The 16643-nt window shown below is 69.3% G+C and carries 10 protein-coding genes; all 10 read right to left on the reverse strand.

The annotated features are described in order from the left end of the window. Positions 1 to 210: 210 nt before the first annotated feature. Complete coding sequence (locus AB0H12_RS16585; protein ID WP_499623697.1) at positions 211 to 4107, reverse strand: DNA-directed RNA polymerase subunit beta'; 3897 nt, start codon at positions 4105 to 4107, stop codon at positions 211 to 213. Between the two features lie 100 nt (positions 4108 to 4207). After that, positions 4208 to 7690, reverse strand: a complete 3483-nt coding sequence (gene rpoB, locus AB0H12_RS16590; RefSeq protein WP_498776534.1) for a DNA-directed RNA polymerase subunit beta — start codon at positions 7688 to 7690, stop codon at positions 4208 to 4210. Between the two features lie 469 nt (positions 7691 to 8159). Then, entirely contained in the window at positions 8160 to 9167 is a 1008-nt protein-coding gene (locus AB0H12_RS16595) for a hypothetical protein (RefSeq protein WP_499623698.1), read from the reverse strand. A gap of 9 nt (positions 9168 to 9176) precedes the next feature. After that, the gene (locus AB0H12_RS16600; protein WP_499623699.1) at positions 9177 to 9689 is read right to left on the reverse strand and encodes an Rv1363c family protein; all 513 of its coding nucleotides are present in this window, start codon (positions 9687 to 9689) and stop codon (positions 9177 to 9179) included. A gap of 12 nt (positions 9690 to 9701) precedes the next feature. After that, the gene (locus AB0H12_RS16605) at positions 9702 to 10937 is read right to left on the reverse strand and encodes an MCE family protein (RefSeq protein WP_499623700.1); all 1236 of its coding nucleotides are present in this window, start codon (positions 10935 to 10937) and stop codon (positions 9702 to 9704) included. Next, the gene (locus AB0H12_RS16610; protein WP_499623701.1) at positions 10934 to 12091 is read right to left on the reverse strand and encodes an MCE family protein; all 1158 of its coding nucleotides are present in this window, start codon (positions 12089 to 12091) and stop codon (positions 10934 to 10936) included. Before AB0H12_RS16610 ends, AB0H12_RS16605 begins: the two co-directional genes overlap by 4 nt. After that, positions 12088 to 13257, reverse strand: coding sequence for an MCE family protein (locus tag AB0H12_RS16615; RefSeq protein WP_499623702.1), 1170 nt, complete (start codon positions 13255 to 13257; stop codon positions 12088 to 12090). Before AB0H12_RS16615 ends, AB0H12_RS16610 begins: the two co-directional genes overlap by 4 nt. Before the next feature lies 1 nt (position 13258). Then, entirely contained in the window at positions 13259 to 14269 is a 1011-nt protein-coding gene (locus AB0H12_RS16620; protein WP_499623703.1) for an MCE family protein, read from the reverse strand. Next, on the reverse strand, positions 14266 to 15294 hold the full coding sequence (locus tag AB0H12_RS16625) for an MCE family protein (protein WP_499623705.1): 1029 nt from the start codon (positions 15292 to 15294) through the stop codon (positions 14266 to 14268). The genes AB0H12_RS16620 and AB0H12_RS16625 overlap by 4 nt, the downstream gene beginning before the upstream one ends. After that, positions 15291 to 16619, reverse strand: coding sequence for an MCE family protein (locus AB0H12_RS16630; protein ID WP_499623706.1), 1329 nt, complete (start codon positions 16617 to 16619; stop codon positions 15291 to 15293). Before AB0H12_RS16630 ends, AB0H12_RS16625 begins: the two co-directional genes overlap by 4 nt. Positions 16620 to 16643: the final 24 nt, after the last annotated feature.

The raw sequence follows: 16643 nt of genomic DNA on the forward strand, positions 1-16643 counted from the left end.
CTGAGACACGACGATCACTTCAACCTGGATACCGGTCGAGCATGGGCGACAAGCGTACTGCCGGTCCACGCGACCCGCTGGCTCTCCGCACGCGGCAGCGGCGAACCCGGTGATCGACGCCGGGCGCGTTCGTAGGCCGCTTTCTCGCGAGCCCACGCGAAAGGCCCCCGGAGCGGGAGGCTCCGGGGGCCTTTCAGGCGGCTATCTGCTTCAGCGGTAGTCCCGGCCGAAGTCGTAGTCGTCCAGCGGGACCGCGGCGCCCGTGCCCGTGCCGAAGACGTCCGGCGTGTAGTAGCCGTCGTCGTAGCTCGGGATGGCGTACGCCGCCGCACGCGCTTCCTCGGTCGGCTGCACCTGGATGTTCCGGTACCGGTTGATACCGGTGCCGGCCGGGATCAGCTTGCCGATGATCACGTTCTCCTTCAGGCCGATGAGCTTGTCCGAACGCCCGTTGATGGCGGCGTCCGTCAAGACCCTCGTCGTCTCCTGGAAGGAGGCCGCCGACAGCCACGAGTCCGTGGCCAGCGACGCCTTCGTGATGCCCATCAGCACCGGACGGCCGGCGGCGGGCTCGCCACCCTCGGCCACCACGGCCCGGTTGCCCGACTCGAACTCCGCGCGCTCGACCAGCGAGCCCGGCAGGAACTCGGTCGCACCCGAGTCGATGATCGTCACCCGGCGCAGCATCTGCCGGACGATGACCTCGATGTGCTTGTCGTGGATCGCCACACCCTGGGCCCGGTAGACCTTCTGGACCTCGCCGACCAGGTGCAGCTGGGCCTCGCGCGGGCCCATCACGCGCAGCACCTCGTGCGGGTCGGGCGTGCCCTCCAGCAGCTGCTGGCCGACGCCGACGTGGTCGCCGTCCTGCAACGGGCCGGTGGCCGTGTTCGCGAGCCGCTGACGCTTGGACAGCTTCTCGAAGAGGATCTCCTCGGACCCGTCGTCCGGGATGAGGGTGATCTTCCAGAACCGGTCGCCGTCCTCGATGCGCACCCGGCCGTCGACGTCCGCGATGGGCGCCTTGCCCTTCGGCACGCGAGCCTCGAACAGCTCCTGCACACGGGGCAGACCGGTGGTGATGTCGTCACCGGCCACACCACCCTGGTGGAACGTGCGCATGGTCAGCTGCGTGCCGGGCTCACCGATGGACTGCGCGGCGACGATGCCGACGGCCTCGCCGACGTCGACCAGCTTGCCGGTCGCCATCGAACGGCCGTAGCAGGACGCGCACACACCGACCGCGGACTCGCAGGTCAGCACCGAGCGGACCTTGACCCTGGTCACGCCCGCCTCGACGAGCGTCGCCAGCGCCGGGTCGCCCAGGTCGTCACCGCGGTTGAGCACGATGTTGCCATCGGCGTCGGTGATGTCCTCGGCGATGGTCCGCGCGTACACGCTGGTCTGCGCGAACTCGGCCAGCACGACCTTGTCGCCCAGCCGCTCGCCGACCGTCATGTTCACGCCGCGCGTGGTGCCGCAGTCGACCTCGCGGATGATGACGTCCTGCGAGACGTCCACCAGACGACGGGTCAGGTAACCCGAGTCGGCGGTGCGCAGCGCGGTGTCGGCCAGGCCCTTGCGGGCGCCGTGCGTGGCGATGAAGTACTCCAGCACCGACAAGCCCTCGCGGAACGAGCTCTTGATCGGCCGCGGGATGTACTCGCCCTTCGGGTTGGTCACCAGACCGCGCATACCCGCCAGCGAGCGGACCTGGGTCATGTTGCCCGCCGCGCCCGACATCACGATCATGCGGATCGAGTTGTCCTCGGGGAAGTTGGCCTCCATGACCTCGGCGACCTCTTCGGTGGCCTTGGTCCACACCTTGACCAGCTCGTTGTTGCGCTCCGTGTGGGAGAGCTGACCGCGCTGGTAGCGCTTCTCGACCGCGTCCGCGAGCTTCTCGTACTCGTCCAGGATGCCCTGCTTGGCAGCCGGCACGAGCACGTCGGAGATCGCGACCGTGACGCCCGACCGGGTGGCCCAGTAGAAACCGGCGTCCTTCAGCTTGTCCAGCGTCCGGGCGACGGTGACCATCGGGTACCGCTCGGCGAGGTCGTTGATGATCGTCGCCTGCCGCTTCTTGGGCATGACGTCGTTGATGAACGGGTAGTCCGCCGGCAGGACCTCGTTGAACAGCACGCGACCGAGGGTGGTCTCGGCCAGCCACGCCTGACCCGGCTCCCAGCCCTCGGGCTCCTGGCCCTTCGGCGGGTTCTTGTCCGTGATCCGGATCTTGACCATGGACTGCAGGCCGAGGACCTTGCGGTCGAACGCCATCAGCGCCTCGGCGGGCGAGGAGTAGGCCTGGCCTTCGCCGAGGTCACCCTTCTTGTGCCGGGTCAGGTGGTACAGGCCGGTCACCATGTCCAGACGCGGCATGGCCAGCGGCTTGCCCGACGCGGGCGAGAGGATGTTGTTCGACGACAGCATCAGCACGCGCGCCTCGGCCTGCGCCTCGGCGGACAGCGGCAGGTGGACCGCCATCTGGTCACCGTCGAAGTCGGCGTTGAACGCTTCACAGACCAGCGGGTGCAGCTGGATGGCCTTGCCCTCGACCAGCTGCGGCTCGAAGGCCTGGATGCCCAGCCGGTGCAGCGTGGGCGCGCGGTTCAGCAGCACGGGGTGCTCGGTGATGACCTCTTCCAGCACGTCCCACACGGCGGGGCGCGCGCGCTCCACCATCCGCTTGGCGGACTTGATGTTCTGGGCGTGGTTGAGGTCGACCAGCCGCTTCATCACGAACGGCTTGAACAGCTCGAGCGCCATCTGCTTGGGCAGGCCGCACTGGTGCAGCTTCAGCTGCGGGCCGACCACGATGACCGAACGGCCCGAGTAGTCGACGCGCTTGCCGAGCAGGTTCTGGCGGAACCGGCCCTGCTTGCCCTTGAGCAGGTCGGACAGCGACTTGAGCGGCCGGTTGCCCGGGCCCGTCACCGGCCGGCCGCGGCGGCCGTTGTCGAACAGCGCGTCGACGGCCTCCTGCAGCATCCGCTTCTCGTTGTTGACGATGATCTCGGGCGCGCCGAGGTCGATCAGTCGCTTGAGGCGGTTGTTGCGGTTGATGACGCGGCGGTACAGGTCGTTCAGGTCGGACGTGGCGAAGCGGCCACCGTCGAGCTGCACCATCGGGCGCAGGTCCGGCGGGATGACCGGGACGCAGTCCAGCACCATGCCCTGCGGGTTGTTGCGGGTCGCCTGGAAGGCGGCCACGACCTTCAACCGCTTGAGGGCGCGCAGCTTCTTCTGGCCCTTGCCGCTGCGAATGGTCTCGCGCAGCACGTCGGCCTCGGCGTCGACGTCGTAGTCACCCAGGAGCCGCTGGATGGCCTCCGCGCCCATGGCGCCGGTGAAGTAGTCGCCGTAGCGGTCGTACAGCTCGCGGTAGAGCAGCTCGTCCGCGATCAGCTGGGCGCGCTCCAGCTTGGTGAAGGTGGACCAGATCTCGTCGAGCCGGTCCAGCTCGCGCTGGGCGCGGTCGCGGAGCTGGCGCATCTCGCGCTCGCCGCCCTCCTTGACCTTGCGGCGGACGTCGGACTTGGCGCCCTCCGCCTCCAGCTCGGCCAGGTCGGCTTCCAGCTTCTGCGCACGGGCCTCGACGTCGGCGTCGCGCCGGTTCTCGACCCGCTTGCGCTCGACCTGCATCTCGTTCTCGAGCGTGGGCAGGTCGTTGTGGCGCAGCTCGGTGTTCACGCCCACGATCACGTAGGCCGCGAAGTAGATGATCTTCTCGAGGTCCTTGGGCGCCAGGTCGAGCAGGTAGCCCAACCGGCTGGGAACGCCCTTGAAGTACCAGATGTGCGTGACGGGCGCGGCCAGTTCGATGTGGCCCATCCGCTCACGGCGCACCTTGGCGCGGGTCACCTCGACGCCGCAGCGCTCGCAGATGATGCCCTTGAAGCGGACGCGCTTGTACTTGCCGCAGTAGCACTCCCAGTCCCGGGTGGGACCGAAGATCTTCTCGCAGAACAAGCCGTCCTTCTCCGGCTTGAGCGTGCGGTAGTTGATGGTCTCGGGCTTCTTGACCTCGCCGAAGGACCACTGGCGGATGTCGTCCGCGGTCGCGAGACCGATGCGAAGCTCATCGAAGAAGTTGACGTCGAGCACGTCTACTCTCTTCCCCTTTTTGGTTCGGTGCTGCTTGGGGTGCTGGTGGCTTGGTCACCCGGGGGGACGCGGGAGGCATCCCCCCGGGTGACGGCGAGCGTCAGTTGACGACGTCGTCCACGGACGGCGACTCGGTCCTCGACAGGTTGATGCCGAGGTTGGCCGCAGCGCGTTCGAGGTCTTCGTCGTCGCCGTCGCGCATCTCGATCGCGGCGCCGTCCGAAGACAGCACCTCGACGTTGAGGCACAGCGACTGGAGCTCCTTGAGCAGCACCTTGAAGGACTCCGGGATACCCGGCTCCGGGATGTTCTCGCCCTTGACGATGGCCTCGTAGACCTTCACGCGGCCGAGCACGTCGTCGGACTTGATCGTGAGCAGTTCCTGGAGCGTGTACGCGGCGCCGTACGCCTGCATCGCCCAGCACTCCATCTCACCGAACCGCTGACCACCGAACTGCGCCTTACCACCCAGCGGCTGCTGCGTGATCATCGAGTACGGGCCGGTCGAGCGGGCGTGGATCTTGTCGTCGACCAGGTGCAGCAGCTTCAGGATGTACATGTAGCCGACGGACACCGGGAAGGGGTAAGGCTCGCCGCTGCGCCCGTCGAGGAGCACCGCCTTGCCGTTCTCCTTGACCATCCGCTCGCCGTCGCGGTTCGGGATCGTCGAGCCGAGCAGGCCCGTGATCTCGTCCTCCTTGGCGCCGTCGAAGACGGGCGTGGCGGTCTTGGTGCCGGGCTCGACGTCGTACAGCTCCGCCGGCAGGTTCTTCGCCCAGTCCGGGTCGCCGTTGATGCTCCAGCCCTGCTTGGCGATCCACCCGAGGTGGGTCTCCAACACCTGGCCGATGTTCATACGACGCGGCACGCCGTGCGTGTTCAGCACGATGTCGACCGGGGTGCCGTCCTCGAGGAACGGCATGTCCTCGACCGGGAGGATCTTGCCGATGACGCCCTTGTTGCCGTGGCGGCCGGCGAGCTTGTCGCCGTCCTGGATCTTGCGCTTCTGGGCCACGTAGACGCGGACCAGCTCGTTCACGCCGGGGGGCAGCTCGTCGTCGTCCTCGCGGCTGAACACGCGGATGCCGATGACCTTGCCGTACTCGCCGTGCGGCACCTTCAGCGACGTGTCGCGCACCTCGCGCGCCTTCTCGCCGAAGATCGCGCGGAGCAGGCGCTCCTCCGGGGTCAGCTCGGTCTCGCCCTTGGGCGTGACCTTGCCGACCAGGATGTCGCCGGGCTGGACCTCGGCGCCGATGCGGATGATGCCGCGCTCGTCGAGGTCGGCCAGGACCTCCTCGGAGACGTTCGGGATGTCCCGGGTGATCTCCTCGGCGCCCAGCTTGGTGTCCCGCGCGTCGATCTCGTGCTCCTCGATGTGGATCGAGGTCAGGACGTCGTCCTGCACGAGGCGCTGCGACAGGATGATCGCGTCCTCGTAGTTGTGGCCCTCCCACGGCATGATCGCGACGAGCAGGTTCTTGCCCAGCGCCATCTCGCCGTTCTCGGTGCACGGGCCGTCTGCCAGCACCTGGCCCTCGTGCACCCGGTCGCCCTCGTTCACGATCGGCTTCTGGTTGATGCACGTGCCCTGGTTGGACCGGCGGAACTTGTGCAGGCCGTAGGTCTGCCGCGAGCCGTCGTCGGCCATGACCGTGACGTAGTCGGCGGAGATCTCCTCGACCACACCGGTCTTCTTGGCCACCACGACGTCACCGGCGTCGACCGCGGCGCGCAGCTCCATGCCCGTGCCGACCAGCGGGGACTCGCTGCGCAGCAGCGGCACCGCCTGGCGCTGCATGTTCGCGCCCATCAGGGCGCGGTTCGCGTCGTCGTGCTCGAGGAACGGGATCATCGCGGTCGCGGCCGACACCATCTGCCGCGGCGAGACGTCCATGTAGTCCACGTCGGCCGGGTCGATCTGCTCGACCTCGCCGCCCTTCTTGCGGACCAGGACCTTGTCCTCGAGGAAGTTGCCCTCGTCGTCGATCTTGGCGTTCGCCTGCGCCTTGACGTAGCGGTCCTCTTCGTCGGCCGTCAGGTAGTCGATCTGGTCGGTGACCCGGCCGTCGACGACCTTGCGGTACGGCGTCTCGATGAAGCCGAACGGGTTGACCCGCCCGTAGGAGGACAGCGAGCCGATCAGGCCGATGTTCGGGCCTTCCGGCGTCTCGATCGGGCACATGCGGCCGTAGTGCGACGGGTGGACGTCGCGGACCTCCATGCCGGCGCGCTCACGGGACAGACCACCCGGGCCCAGCGCCGACAGGCGGCGCTTGTGGGTCAGGCCCGCGAGCGGGTTCGTCTGGTCCATGAACTGCGACAGCTGGGACGTGCCGAAGAACTCCTTGATCGCCGCCACCACCGGGCGGATGTTGATCAGGGTCTGCGGCGTGATGGCCTCGACGTCCTGGGTCGTCATGCGCTCGCGGACGACGCGCTCCATGCGGGAGAGGCCGACCCGGATCTGGTTCTGGATCAGCTCGCCGACGGTGCGCAGGCGGCGGTTGCCGAAGTGGTCGATGTCGTCGACCTCGACGGGCACCTCGGTGTCGCCGGGCTGCATCGTCGTCTCACCGGCGTGCAGGCGGACCAGGTACTCGATCGTCGTGACGATGTCGTCCTCGGTCAGCACACCCGTGGAGATCGGCGTGGCCAGGCCCAGCTTCTTGTTGATCTTGTACCGGCCGACCTTCGCCAGGTCGTAGCGCTTGTCCTTGAAGAACAGGTTCTCCAGCAGCGCCTGCGCGGACTCCTTCGTCGGCGGCTCGCCCGGACGCAGCTTGCGGTAGATGTCGAGCAACGCCTCGTCGGTGCCCGCGGTGTGGTCCTTCTCCAGCGTCGTCAGCAGCGTCTCGCTGAACGAGAAGCGCTCGCGGATCTGCTCGGTGGTCCAACCCAGCGCCTTCAGCAGCACGGTCACCGGCTGGCGGCGCTTGCGGTCGATGCGGACACCGACGGTGTCGCGCTTGTCCACGTCGAACTCCAGCCAGGCACCCCGGGACGGGATGATCTTGACGCTGAAGACGTCCTTGTCGGTCGTCTTGTCGATCGCGGTGTCGTAGTAGACACCCGGCGAGCGGACGAGCTGGGAAACCACGACCCGCTCGGTGCCGTTGATGATGAACGTGCCCTTGTCGGTCATCATCGGGAAGTCACCCATGAACACCGTCTGGCTCTTGATCTCGCCGGTGGTGTGGTTGGTGAACTCCGCCGTGACGAACAACGGGGCGGCGTACGTCATGTCCTTGTCCTTGCACTCCTCGGTCGAGGCCTTGACCTCGTCGAAGCGCGGGTCGGAGAAGGAGAGCGACATCGAGCCGGAGAAATCCTCGATCGGGGAGATCTCGTTCAAGACCTCCTCGAGGCCGCCCGTCGGCGCCTCGTCACCTTCGTCGACGCGGCGCTGGAACCACGCCTCGTCGCCGGTGAGCCATTCGAACGACTGGATCTGCAGGTCGAGCAGGTTGGGCGTCTGAAGCGGTTCGTGGATCTTCGCGAAAGAGACTCGCTTCGGCGCTCCGGGAATCCCCGACGTGGAGTTGGTCGCAGCAGTGGCCTTGGTCGCGCGAGAGATCGCCAAGATGCGTCCTTCCAGGGACAGGTAGCTGGCTAGTCAGCGGAACTAGCACGGCTGTCAAGGGTGCGGCGATGCCCGGCAATCCAGCTCTCGGCGAAGGGCAAACGGAAAGAGGGCAGCGCAAAGGAGCAGTCTAGCCACGCGCGCGGCAACTGTCGAGAGGCACCTGGAAGGACCTTTCTCGTGCTCACCGACAGAGTGACCCCGCCGACGCCCACAGTCAAGATGCCACGCGGCGATCACTCCACTGGCGCAAGGCGCGATAACGCGGAGTTACCGCTGTGACCTGCGAAAATACATGGACGTGAGCAACCGTGACCTTTCGCGGGCGTTCAGACCCCGAAGGGAGACCATGGCGATCTCGTTCGGTCACCGAGGAAAAAATGTGACCCAGATCACGTTGTGTTGAGGCATGAAACCGGGTCCGCAGTCCTGAGTGGACGTCCCGCGACGCCGTCCGGACGCCGCCCGGTCAGCACTTGGCGGTTTCGGCCGCCTGGTCGCCGCTCTGGCCGAACATCTCCATGTTGTCGACCTTCCACCGGCCGTCGACCTTCTGCGCGCCGACCCGCATCATCGCGATGCCGCCGCCGCTCTGGTTGTCGGTCGTGCGGGTGGTGACCTGGTCGAGGAACAGCAGCACGGTGGCGCGGTCGCCGTCGAGCGAGGTCACGCCGCTGGACACGGCCTTCACCGTGACCACGAGCTTCTGCTCGGGCGCGAGCGTGCGCACCGGGCCGAAGATCGCGTTGTACTGGCACTTGGCCTTGCCGACGAGCAGCTCGTTGGCGGCCTCCTCGGTGGCCGACACGTCCGCGTAGTTGTAGGAGAACGCCTTCTCGACCGCCTCGCGCGTCTGGCCGGCGACCTCGGTCGTGCCCGCGCTGTCCACCAGGGCCTCGTTGTAGCGGACCTCGCCGGCCCGGCCCTGGAACCACACACCGAGGCCGACCAGGAGCGCGGCCACCACGACCAGGGCGATCGGCAGGACCGGGCCGGACCCGCCGAGGCGGGTCGAGCGGTCCGCGGGCTCGTTGTGCCGGGCGGCCCAGGCGTCGGCCTCGGACTTCGGGTGCTCCGCGGCGGGCTCGGTCAGGACGCTGGGCGCGACGGCCTCGCCGGTGCGCCTGCGGCGGCCGGTCGGGCGGGGGCGCGGTGCGGGCTCGGTGGTCTCGCCCTCCGCGTCCTCGTCGTCCTCGCGGGGCGCGATCAGGCCCGTGACCTCGGCCGGGCGCATGATGTCGCGGTCGGAGGGCAAGGTGTCGGCGCGGTCCGCGCCCGGTTCGGCGGCGGTCGGTTCGGCGCCCTCACGCCCGGGGCGCGCGTCCTCGACCGGCGCTGCGGCGTCGACGCCGTTCACCGGCGCGTCGGTCCCGGGCGCGGCACCCGGCTCGGGGCGTTTGCGCAGGCCGGCGACGCGAGGCCGGGTGGTCGGCGTGGTCGGGACCGGGCGGCGGCGGGACGGTGGCACTGACGTCATCTCCTCGGTTCACGCGCCGCCGGCCGCGACCGGCCCCAGCGCGCTGAGCTTCCAACCGGCGTCGGTGCGGGCCAGGTCCGTCTGGTACCGGTTGACCTTCTTCACCGCCTGCCCGCCCTCCGGCGTCACCGTGGTCTCCACGACCGCGATGAGGTGCGCCTTCCCTGCCCGTGCGTCGAGCTCGGTGACGGCCGCGTCCAGCACCCGGCTCACGGTCACCGTCTTGGCGTCCTCGATCTGCTTCTTGCGGTCGGCCCGGCCGTCCTCGATCTCGGAGCGCAGCTCGCCGGTGGACGAGTCCAGCCACCGATCCAGGTCCTCGTCCACCTTCTTGTAGTCGAGGGTGGTGAAGTTCGCGATCCCGACCTGCCCGACCCGCAGCACCTCGTCCCGCTCGCGCGAGAACGCGACCGAGTCGCTGGACGACGCGCTCCACCACGACACCCCGGCCCACACCGCGTAGCCGGCGGCCAGGACCGCGAGCACCGCCGCGACCGGCAGCGCAAAACGTCGAACGTCCATCCGTCCCTCTCCTCAGCCCGGCAGACCGAGCAACTGCCCCAGGCTGGTCAGCAGCGGCGCCTCGGCGGCGGTCTCGCCGGTGGTCGGTTCCCGGCCCGGCTGCGACGTCGCGTCGCCGGTCGGCGTCGTGACCGGGAGCCCACCGTAAGGCGCGTTCTGGGCGCCCCGCACGCCGGTGGCGCTGCCGCGGGCCAGCGCGCAGTAGGCCTGCGTGTTGAACTCGGCCGGGGTGGTGTCGGTGCCCTGCCGGATCGTGGTGCTGTCGTAGCCGACCGTGCACGGCGGCGGGTCGAACACGTTCAGGGCGAGCCCGAAGTGCGCGCCCGTGCCGTCGCCCTTGGCCACCGTGAAGCCGCCGCCGACGATGATCGGGTAGGTGACGGCGATCTGCTCCAGCCCGTCCAGCCGCGTGACCAGGATGTTCCCGGTGGTCAGCAGGTTGGCCAGCACGACGCCCAGGTTGGGCCCGGTCTCCCGCAGCAGCGCCGACACCTGCTCGGCGGCCTGCGGGGAGACGCCGATGAGCCGTCGGAGGTCGCCGTCGGAGTTCTTCAGCTGCTCGGCGAGCGACCGCAGGTCCGCCGAGAACGACTTGATCGCGCCGCCCTGCGCGGCCTGCGTGTTCAGCACGACCAACCCGCTGTCGATCAACGCCTTGGTCTGCGGCAGGTGCTCCGTCGCCGCCTGGGTGAACACCTTCGTGTTGTCCAGCAGCACCTGGAGGTCCGGCCCGGTGCCGTTGAACGCCAGGTCCAGCTCGTCCACCACGGTCCGCAGCGACTCGGTCGGCACCGACTTGGCGAACGCGTCGAGGTTGGTCAGCAGGGTGTCCACCGGCGGCGGCGTCCTGGTGGCCGACCGCGGGATGACCGACCCGTCCGCCAGGTACGGCCCGTCCTCGCCGCGCGGGCGCAGGTCGACGTACTGCTCGCCCACCGCGGACCGGTTGGCGACCACGGCCTCCAGGTCGGACGGGATCGACGGCGCGCTCGGGTCGATGTCGAGGTCGATGTCCAGTCCGTCCGCGGTCAGCCGCATCTGCCCGACCCGGCCGACGGCGACGCCGCGGTAGGTCACCTCGGCGTTGGTGAACACGCCGCCGGACTCGGCGAGCTGCATCGTCACCACGTACCCGGACGCGCCGAACACGCGGCCGAGCCCGACGTACCGCGCGCCGACGTAGCTCACGCCGACCAGCGCGATCAGCACGAACGCGCCGATCTGGAGCTTGATCCGACCGGGGATCACCGCCCACCCCCGAGCAGTCCGCCGAGCAGGTCGCCGAGCCCCGATTCGCCCGACACGCCGGGCAGCGGCAGGTTCGGCAGGGGCAGCGGCAGGGACGGCGCGGTGCCGTCGACGCCGGGCAGCCCGGGCAGGCTCGGCAGCGGCGATTGCCGCGACCGGCCGAGGTTGTCCACGACCGAGCCCAGGTTCAGGTCGATGTCGGCGTACAGGTTCGTGTAGTCGCCCTTGATGGCGTCCACCGCCGAGTCCGGGAACGGGTAGGTGAGCAGCAACTCGAAGGCGTTGGGCAGGTTCGTGCCCGACTCGACCAGCTTCTGCAGCGTCGGCGTCAACGCCTTCAGGTCGGCCACGATGTCGTCCTTGGACTTGTTCACCGTGTCCACCGCGACGTCGGACAGCGCGTCCAGCGACTGGAGCAGCGTGACCAGCTGGGTGCGCTGCTCGCTGAGCACCTTCAGGCCCGGTTCCAGCCCGTCCAGCACGCCGGTGATCTGGTCGCGCTGGGCGTTGAGCGTGCCGCCGAGCCGGTTGAGGCCGTCCAACGCGCGGGTGATCTCGCCCTTGTGCGCGTCGAGGTCCCCGACCAGCTTGTTCAGGTTGTCCAGCAGCGACCGGATCTGCGGCTCGTTGCCCTCCAGGGCCGCGTTCAGCTCCCGGCTGATGTCCTGGAGCTGGGCGATGCCACCACCGTTGAGCAGCATGGACAGCGCGCCGAAGACCTCTTCGACCTCGGGGTTGCGGTTGGTGCGCTCGACCGGGATGACGGAGCCGCCGGTCAGGGCGCCCTCCTCGCGCCCCTCGGCGGGACCGGCCAGCTCGACGTACTTCTCGCCGAGCAGCGCGGACTGGCGCAGCCGGGCGACCGCGTTGCCCGGCAGCTTCACGTCGCCGTTGACCAGCACCGTCACCTCGGCGGTCCAGCCGTCCGCGCCGAGGTCGATCCGGTCGACCCGGCCGACCGGCACGTCGTTGACCTTCACTCCGGCCTGCGGCACCAGGTCGAGCACGTCCTTGAACCGGACCTTCACCTCGTACGGGCGGTCGCCGACGTCCGCGCCGCCGGGCAGCGGCATGTTGTAGACGCCGTCGAAGCCACCCGAGCCGCAGCCGGTCAGCACCAGCGCGCTCGCCACGAGCACCGCGAACCGCCTCACCGGGGCACCCCCGCGAGCGGCAGGGGCAGCGGCAGCTTGCCCTGGGCGAGGTCGGTCGCGATCTCCTGGGGCGTCTTCAACGGCACCGCGCCGCTGAGCAGCGGCTCCAGCCCGCGGCACGTCTCGGCGAGCACGCCCGGCACCCGGCCCGGCTCGACGCCCTGGACGAGCTTGCAGATCAGCACGATCGGCGGCTGGCTCAGCTCGTTCAGGTCGGCCCTGGCGTCGAGCGTGCCGGAGGCCGCGTTGTAGGCGTTCTGCAGGTTGTTCAGCGCCAGCGGCCCGACGTCCAGCGCCTCCGCCAGCGACGCGCGCTGGTCGACGAGGACCTGGGTGATGCCGGCGAGCTTGTCGACGTTCGACTTGAGCACGGCCCGGTTGTCCTGGATGAAGCCCTGCACCTGGCCGAGCGCGGTGGCCAGCTCGGTGAGCGCGGCGCCCAGGTTCTCCCGCTCGTCGGCGAGGAAACCGGCGACCTCGGCCAGCTGCCGGTTGAAGTCGCGCACCTGGCTGTCGTTCGCGGCCAGCATCCCGGTGAACTTCTGCAGGTTGTCCACGGTGCCGAACAGGTCGTCCTTCGAGCCGGACAACGTGCGGGTGGCGTCACCGAGCTGCTTGACGGTGTCGCCGAGCGCCTGCCCGTTGCCCTGGAGGTTGTTCGCGGCCGAGTCGAGCAGCTCCGACAGCGCGCCGTCCTTGTTGGCCCCGTTCGGGCCGAGCGCGGTGGTCAGCTTGTCCAGGCTCGCGTACAGCTCGTCCAGCTCGACCGGGGTGGCGGTGCGCTCACGCGGGATGGTCGCGTTCTCGCCCAGCACGTCGCCGCCGGTGTAGGCGGGCGCGAGCTGCACGTACCGGTCGCTGACCACGCTGGGCGCGACCACGACCGCTTGCGCGTCCGCGGGCACCTTGACCGCGCGGTCGAGCGACATCACCACCTTGACCAGCGCGCCCCGCGGCTCGACCTCCTCGATCGTGCCGACCCGCACGCCGAGCACCCGCACGTCGGAGCCCGGGTAGACGCCGACGGCCGCGCCGAACAGCGCGGTCACCCGGCGGCTGTCCGCACCCGCGAACACCCACCACATCGCCACCGCGGCCACGATCGCGAGCACGCACGCGATCGCCACCGCGCGGACCAGGTCGCGGCCCGTCCTCGTGGTCGCCACGTCAGTTCCCCCTCTGCACGCCGGGAGGGAGGCAGCCCTCTTCGTTGAAGCCGACCACGCCGAGGTTCACCGACGGCGGCAGCAGGCCGCAGATGTAGACGTCGAACCAGCGGCCGTTGCCCAGGGTGTTGGCGAAGACCCGGAAGAACGGGCCCATCAGCGCCAGGCTGCGGTCGAGCGAGTCCTGGTTGCGCTGCAACATCGTGGTCACCCGCTCCAGCTGCTCCAGCGCCGGCCGCAGCTGCGCGGAGTTGTCGGCGACCAGGCCGGACAGCTCCTTGGACAGCTCGCGGGTGCCCCTGAGCAGCGCCCCGATCGCGTCCCGCCGCTTGCGCAGCTCCTCCAGCAGCAGGTTGCCGTCCGCGAGCAGCTTCTCGAACTGCTCGTTGCGGTCGGACAGGGTCTTGGTGATCTCGTTGGTGTTGGCCAGCAACCGGGCCAGCTGCTCGTCGCGCGAGGAGATCGTCTTCGACAGCGCCGACAGGCCGTCCAACGCGCCGCGCACGCTCTCCGCCGAGCCCTGGAACGTCTCCGACAGCACCTGGAAGCTGTCCGCGAGCTGCTGGGTGTCGATCTGACCGACCGTGGACGCCAGGCCGTTGAACGCCTCCTGCACGTCGTACGGCGACAGCGTGCGCTCGCGCGGGATCGGGTCGCCCGGGTCCAGCGGCTGCGAGCCCTGCGGGTCGAGCGCCAGGAACTTCTGCCCGAGCAGCGTCTTGATCCGGATCACCGCGGTCGTGCGGTCGCCGACCCAGGCGTCCTTCACCCGGAACGACACCTTCACCTTGTCGCCGTCCAGCTCGACCTTGGTCACCTTGCCGACCTTGACCCCGGCCACCCGCACCTCGTTCGACGGGATCAGGCCCGCGGCCTCGGTGAACTCGGCGGAGTAGGTGGTGCCGCCGCCGATGATCGGCAGGTCGTCGGAGTTGAAGGCGGCGAGCAGCAGCAGGGCGATCACCGTGAGGCTCACGACGCCGACCGTCACCGGGTTGCGCTGGGGCTTCATCGGCGGCACCTCGGCTGCGTGACCGGCAGAGCCGTGATCGGGATCGGGTCGTTGATGATCGGGGGCACGGCGACCTGCCCGGAGCCCTCGCACAGGAAGAAGTTGAACCAGGACCCGTAGGACGCGGTCCGCGACATCGCCTCGATCTTGGTCGGCAGGCGCCGGATGACGCTCTCCACGATCGCCTCGTTGTCCGCCAGCGTCTTCGACACCAGGCCGAGGTTGGCGATGTCGTCCTTCAACGGCTGCCGCGACTGGTTGAGCAGGTCGGCCGTCGTCGTGGTCAGCTCGCCCATGGCGCTGATCGCGTCACCGATCGGCCGGCGGTCGCCCGCCAGGCCCGTCGTCAGCTCCTGCAACGTGGTGACCAGCGTCGACACCTGCTCGGTCCGCGAGTTCACGGTGTCGAGCACGGCGTTCAGGTTGGTGATCACCTCGCCGATCACCTGGTCGCGGCCCGCCAGCGTGGACGTCAGCGACGCGGTGTGGCGCAGCAGGCTGTCGATCGTGCCGCCCTCGCCCTGCAGCACCTGGATGATCTCGCTGGACAGCTGGTTCACGTCCTCCGGGTTCAGCGCCTGGAACAGCGGCTTGAAGCCGTTGAACAGGACGGTCAGGTCCAGCGCCGGCTTCGTGCGCTCCAACGGGATCACGTCACCGGGCTTCAGCGCGGACGCGTCGCCCACGCCGTGCTCCAGCGAGATGTACCGCTGGCCGACGAGGTTGCGGTACTTGATCGTCGCGGTGACCGACGCGGGCAGCGTGCGGTCGCCCTCCAGCGAGAACTCCACCTCCGCCAGCCGCCGGTCGACCACCCGGATCTCGTCGACCTGGCCGACCCGGACGCCCGCGATGCGGATGTCGTCGCCCTCGTTGAGCGCCGTGACGTCGGTGAACCGGGCGGTGTAGCCGGTGGCGCCGTTGAAGTTGACGTTCGAGATGGTCACCGCGAGCAGCGTGGTCGCCAGGATCGTGATCACGGCGAACACGGCGAGCTTGATCAGCGGCGCGGCCAGGGACCTCATGCCGTCACCTCCGCGCCCCGGTACAGGGGTCCGAGCAGCAGCGCGGTGAAGCTCGGCATCTCGCGCTTCTCCACCCCGAACTGCGGCGCGAGCAGCGCGGCCAGGAAGTCCTGCTCCTCCGGCGAGTTCGCCAGCGACGGCACGCCGCCGAACGACGACACGACCGTGCCGTCCGGCCGGATGGTCCCCGTGTTCGGCGGCAGCACGCCGTCGGTGGCCGAACGCGCGGGAGGCGGCGACGTCGAGCCGTCCTTGACCGGGCCCTCCGGCGGGTACTGCGGGAACGGGTCCGGCCGCGGCACGATGTCGTAGCAGCGCGGGCCGCGCTTGTCGGCGTACTCCGGGTCGTCCTTGCCCGCCTCGTACTTGCCGCGGTTGGCGGTGATCTCCAGCGTGATGTGCAGGCCGGGCTCGTCCGTGCCCTTGCCGAACACCTGGTCCATGATCGGCTTGAACTCCGACAGGCCCTTGAGCAGGCACGGGTACTCGGGCGAGTACTTGGCCAGCAGCTCCAACGTCGGCCTGCTGACGTCGGCCAGCTGGATGAGGTTGTTCTTGTTCACGGCGAGGAAGCTGTTCAGGTCGAGCGACGTGGTGGTCAGCGTGCCGTACAGGGCGAGCAGGTTGTCGCGCTGCTCGACCAGCGTGCGGCTGGTGGTGGTGGCGTCCGTCAGCGCCTGCACCAGGTCGGGCGCGGCGTCGGCGTAGACGTTCGAGACGTCGGCGAGGCGGCTGATGCCGTCCTTGAGCTTGGGCAGCTGCGGGTTGAACTCGCCCAGGTAGGCGTCCAGCTGCACGAGCGTCTCGCCCAGGGGCTTGCCCCGGTTCTCCAGCGCCTGCGACATCGCGGTCAGCGTGGTGGCGAGCTTCTCCGGCTGCACGGCCTGGAGCACCGGCATCAGGTCGTCGAGCACGCGTTCCAGCTCGATGGCGCTGCTGGAGCGGTCCTGCTCGATGACGGCCCCGTCCGTGAGCGGGTCCTCGCGTTCCTCGGGCAGCACGAGGTGCACGTACCGCTCGCCGAACAGGGTCTTCGGCAGCAGGCGCGCGGAGACGTTGGCGGGGATGTGCCTGACCTGCTCCGGTTCCAGCGCCAGTTCGAGCTCGGCGCCGTCGCCGGAGGTCCGGATGTCCTTCACCTGGCCGACGATCATGCCGCGGACCTTGACGTCGGAGTCGACGAGCAGCTGGTTGCCGACCCGGTCGGTCTTCAACGTCACCTTCACGACCTCGGTGAACGCGTCGTTGTACATCGCCACCGTGATGGAGAGGAAGAGGGCGATGACCGCGATGAACACGACGCCCAGGAGTCGCCGCTTCAGCATGTCGCCGCCTCCGCTGAGAAGAAC

It is taken from the genome of Actinosynnema sp. NPDC023794 (assembly GCF_040639675.1).
Taxonomy (GTDB): domain Bacteria; phylum Actinomycetota; class Actinomycetes; order Mycobacteriales; family Pseudonocardiaceae; genus Actinosynnema; species Actinosynnema luteola.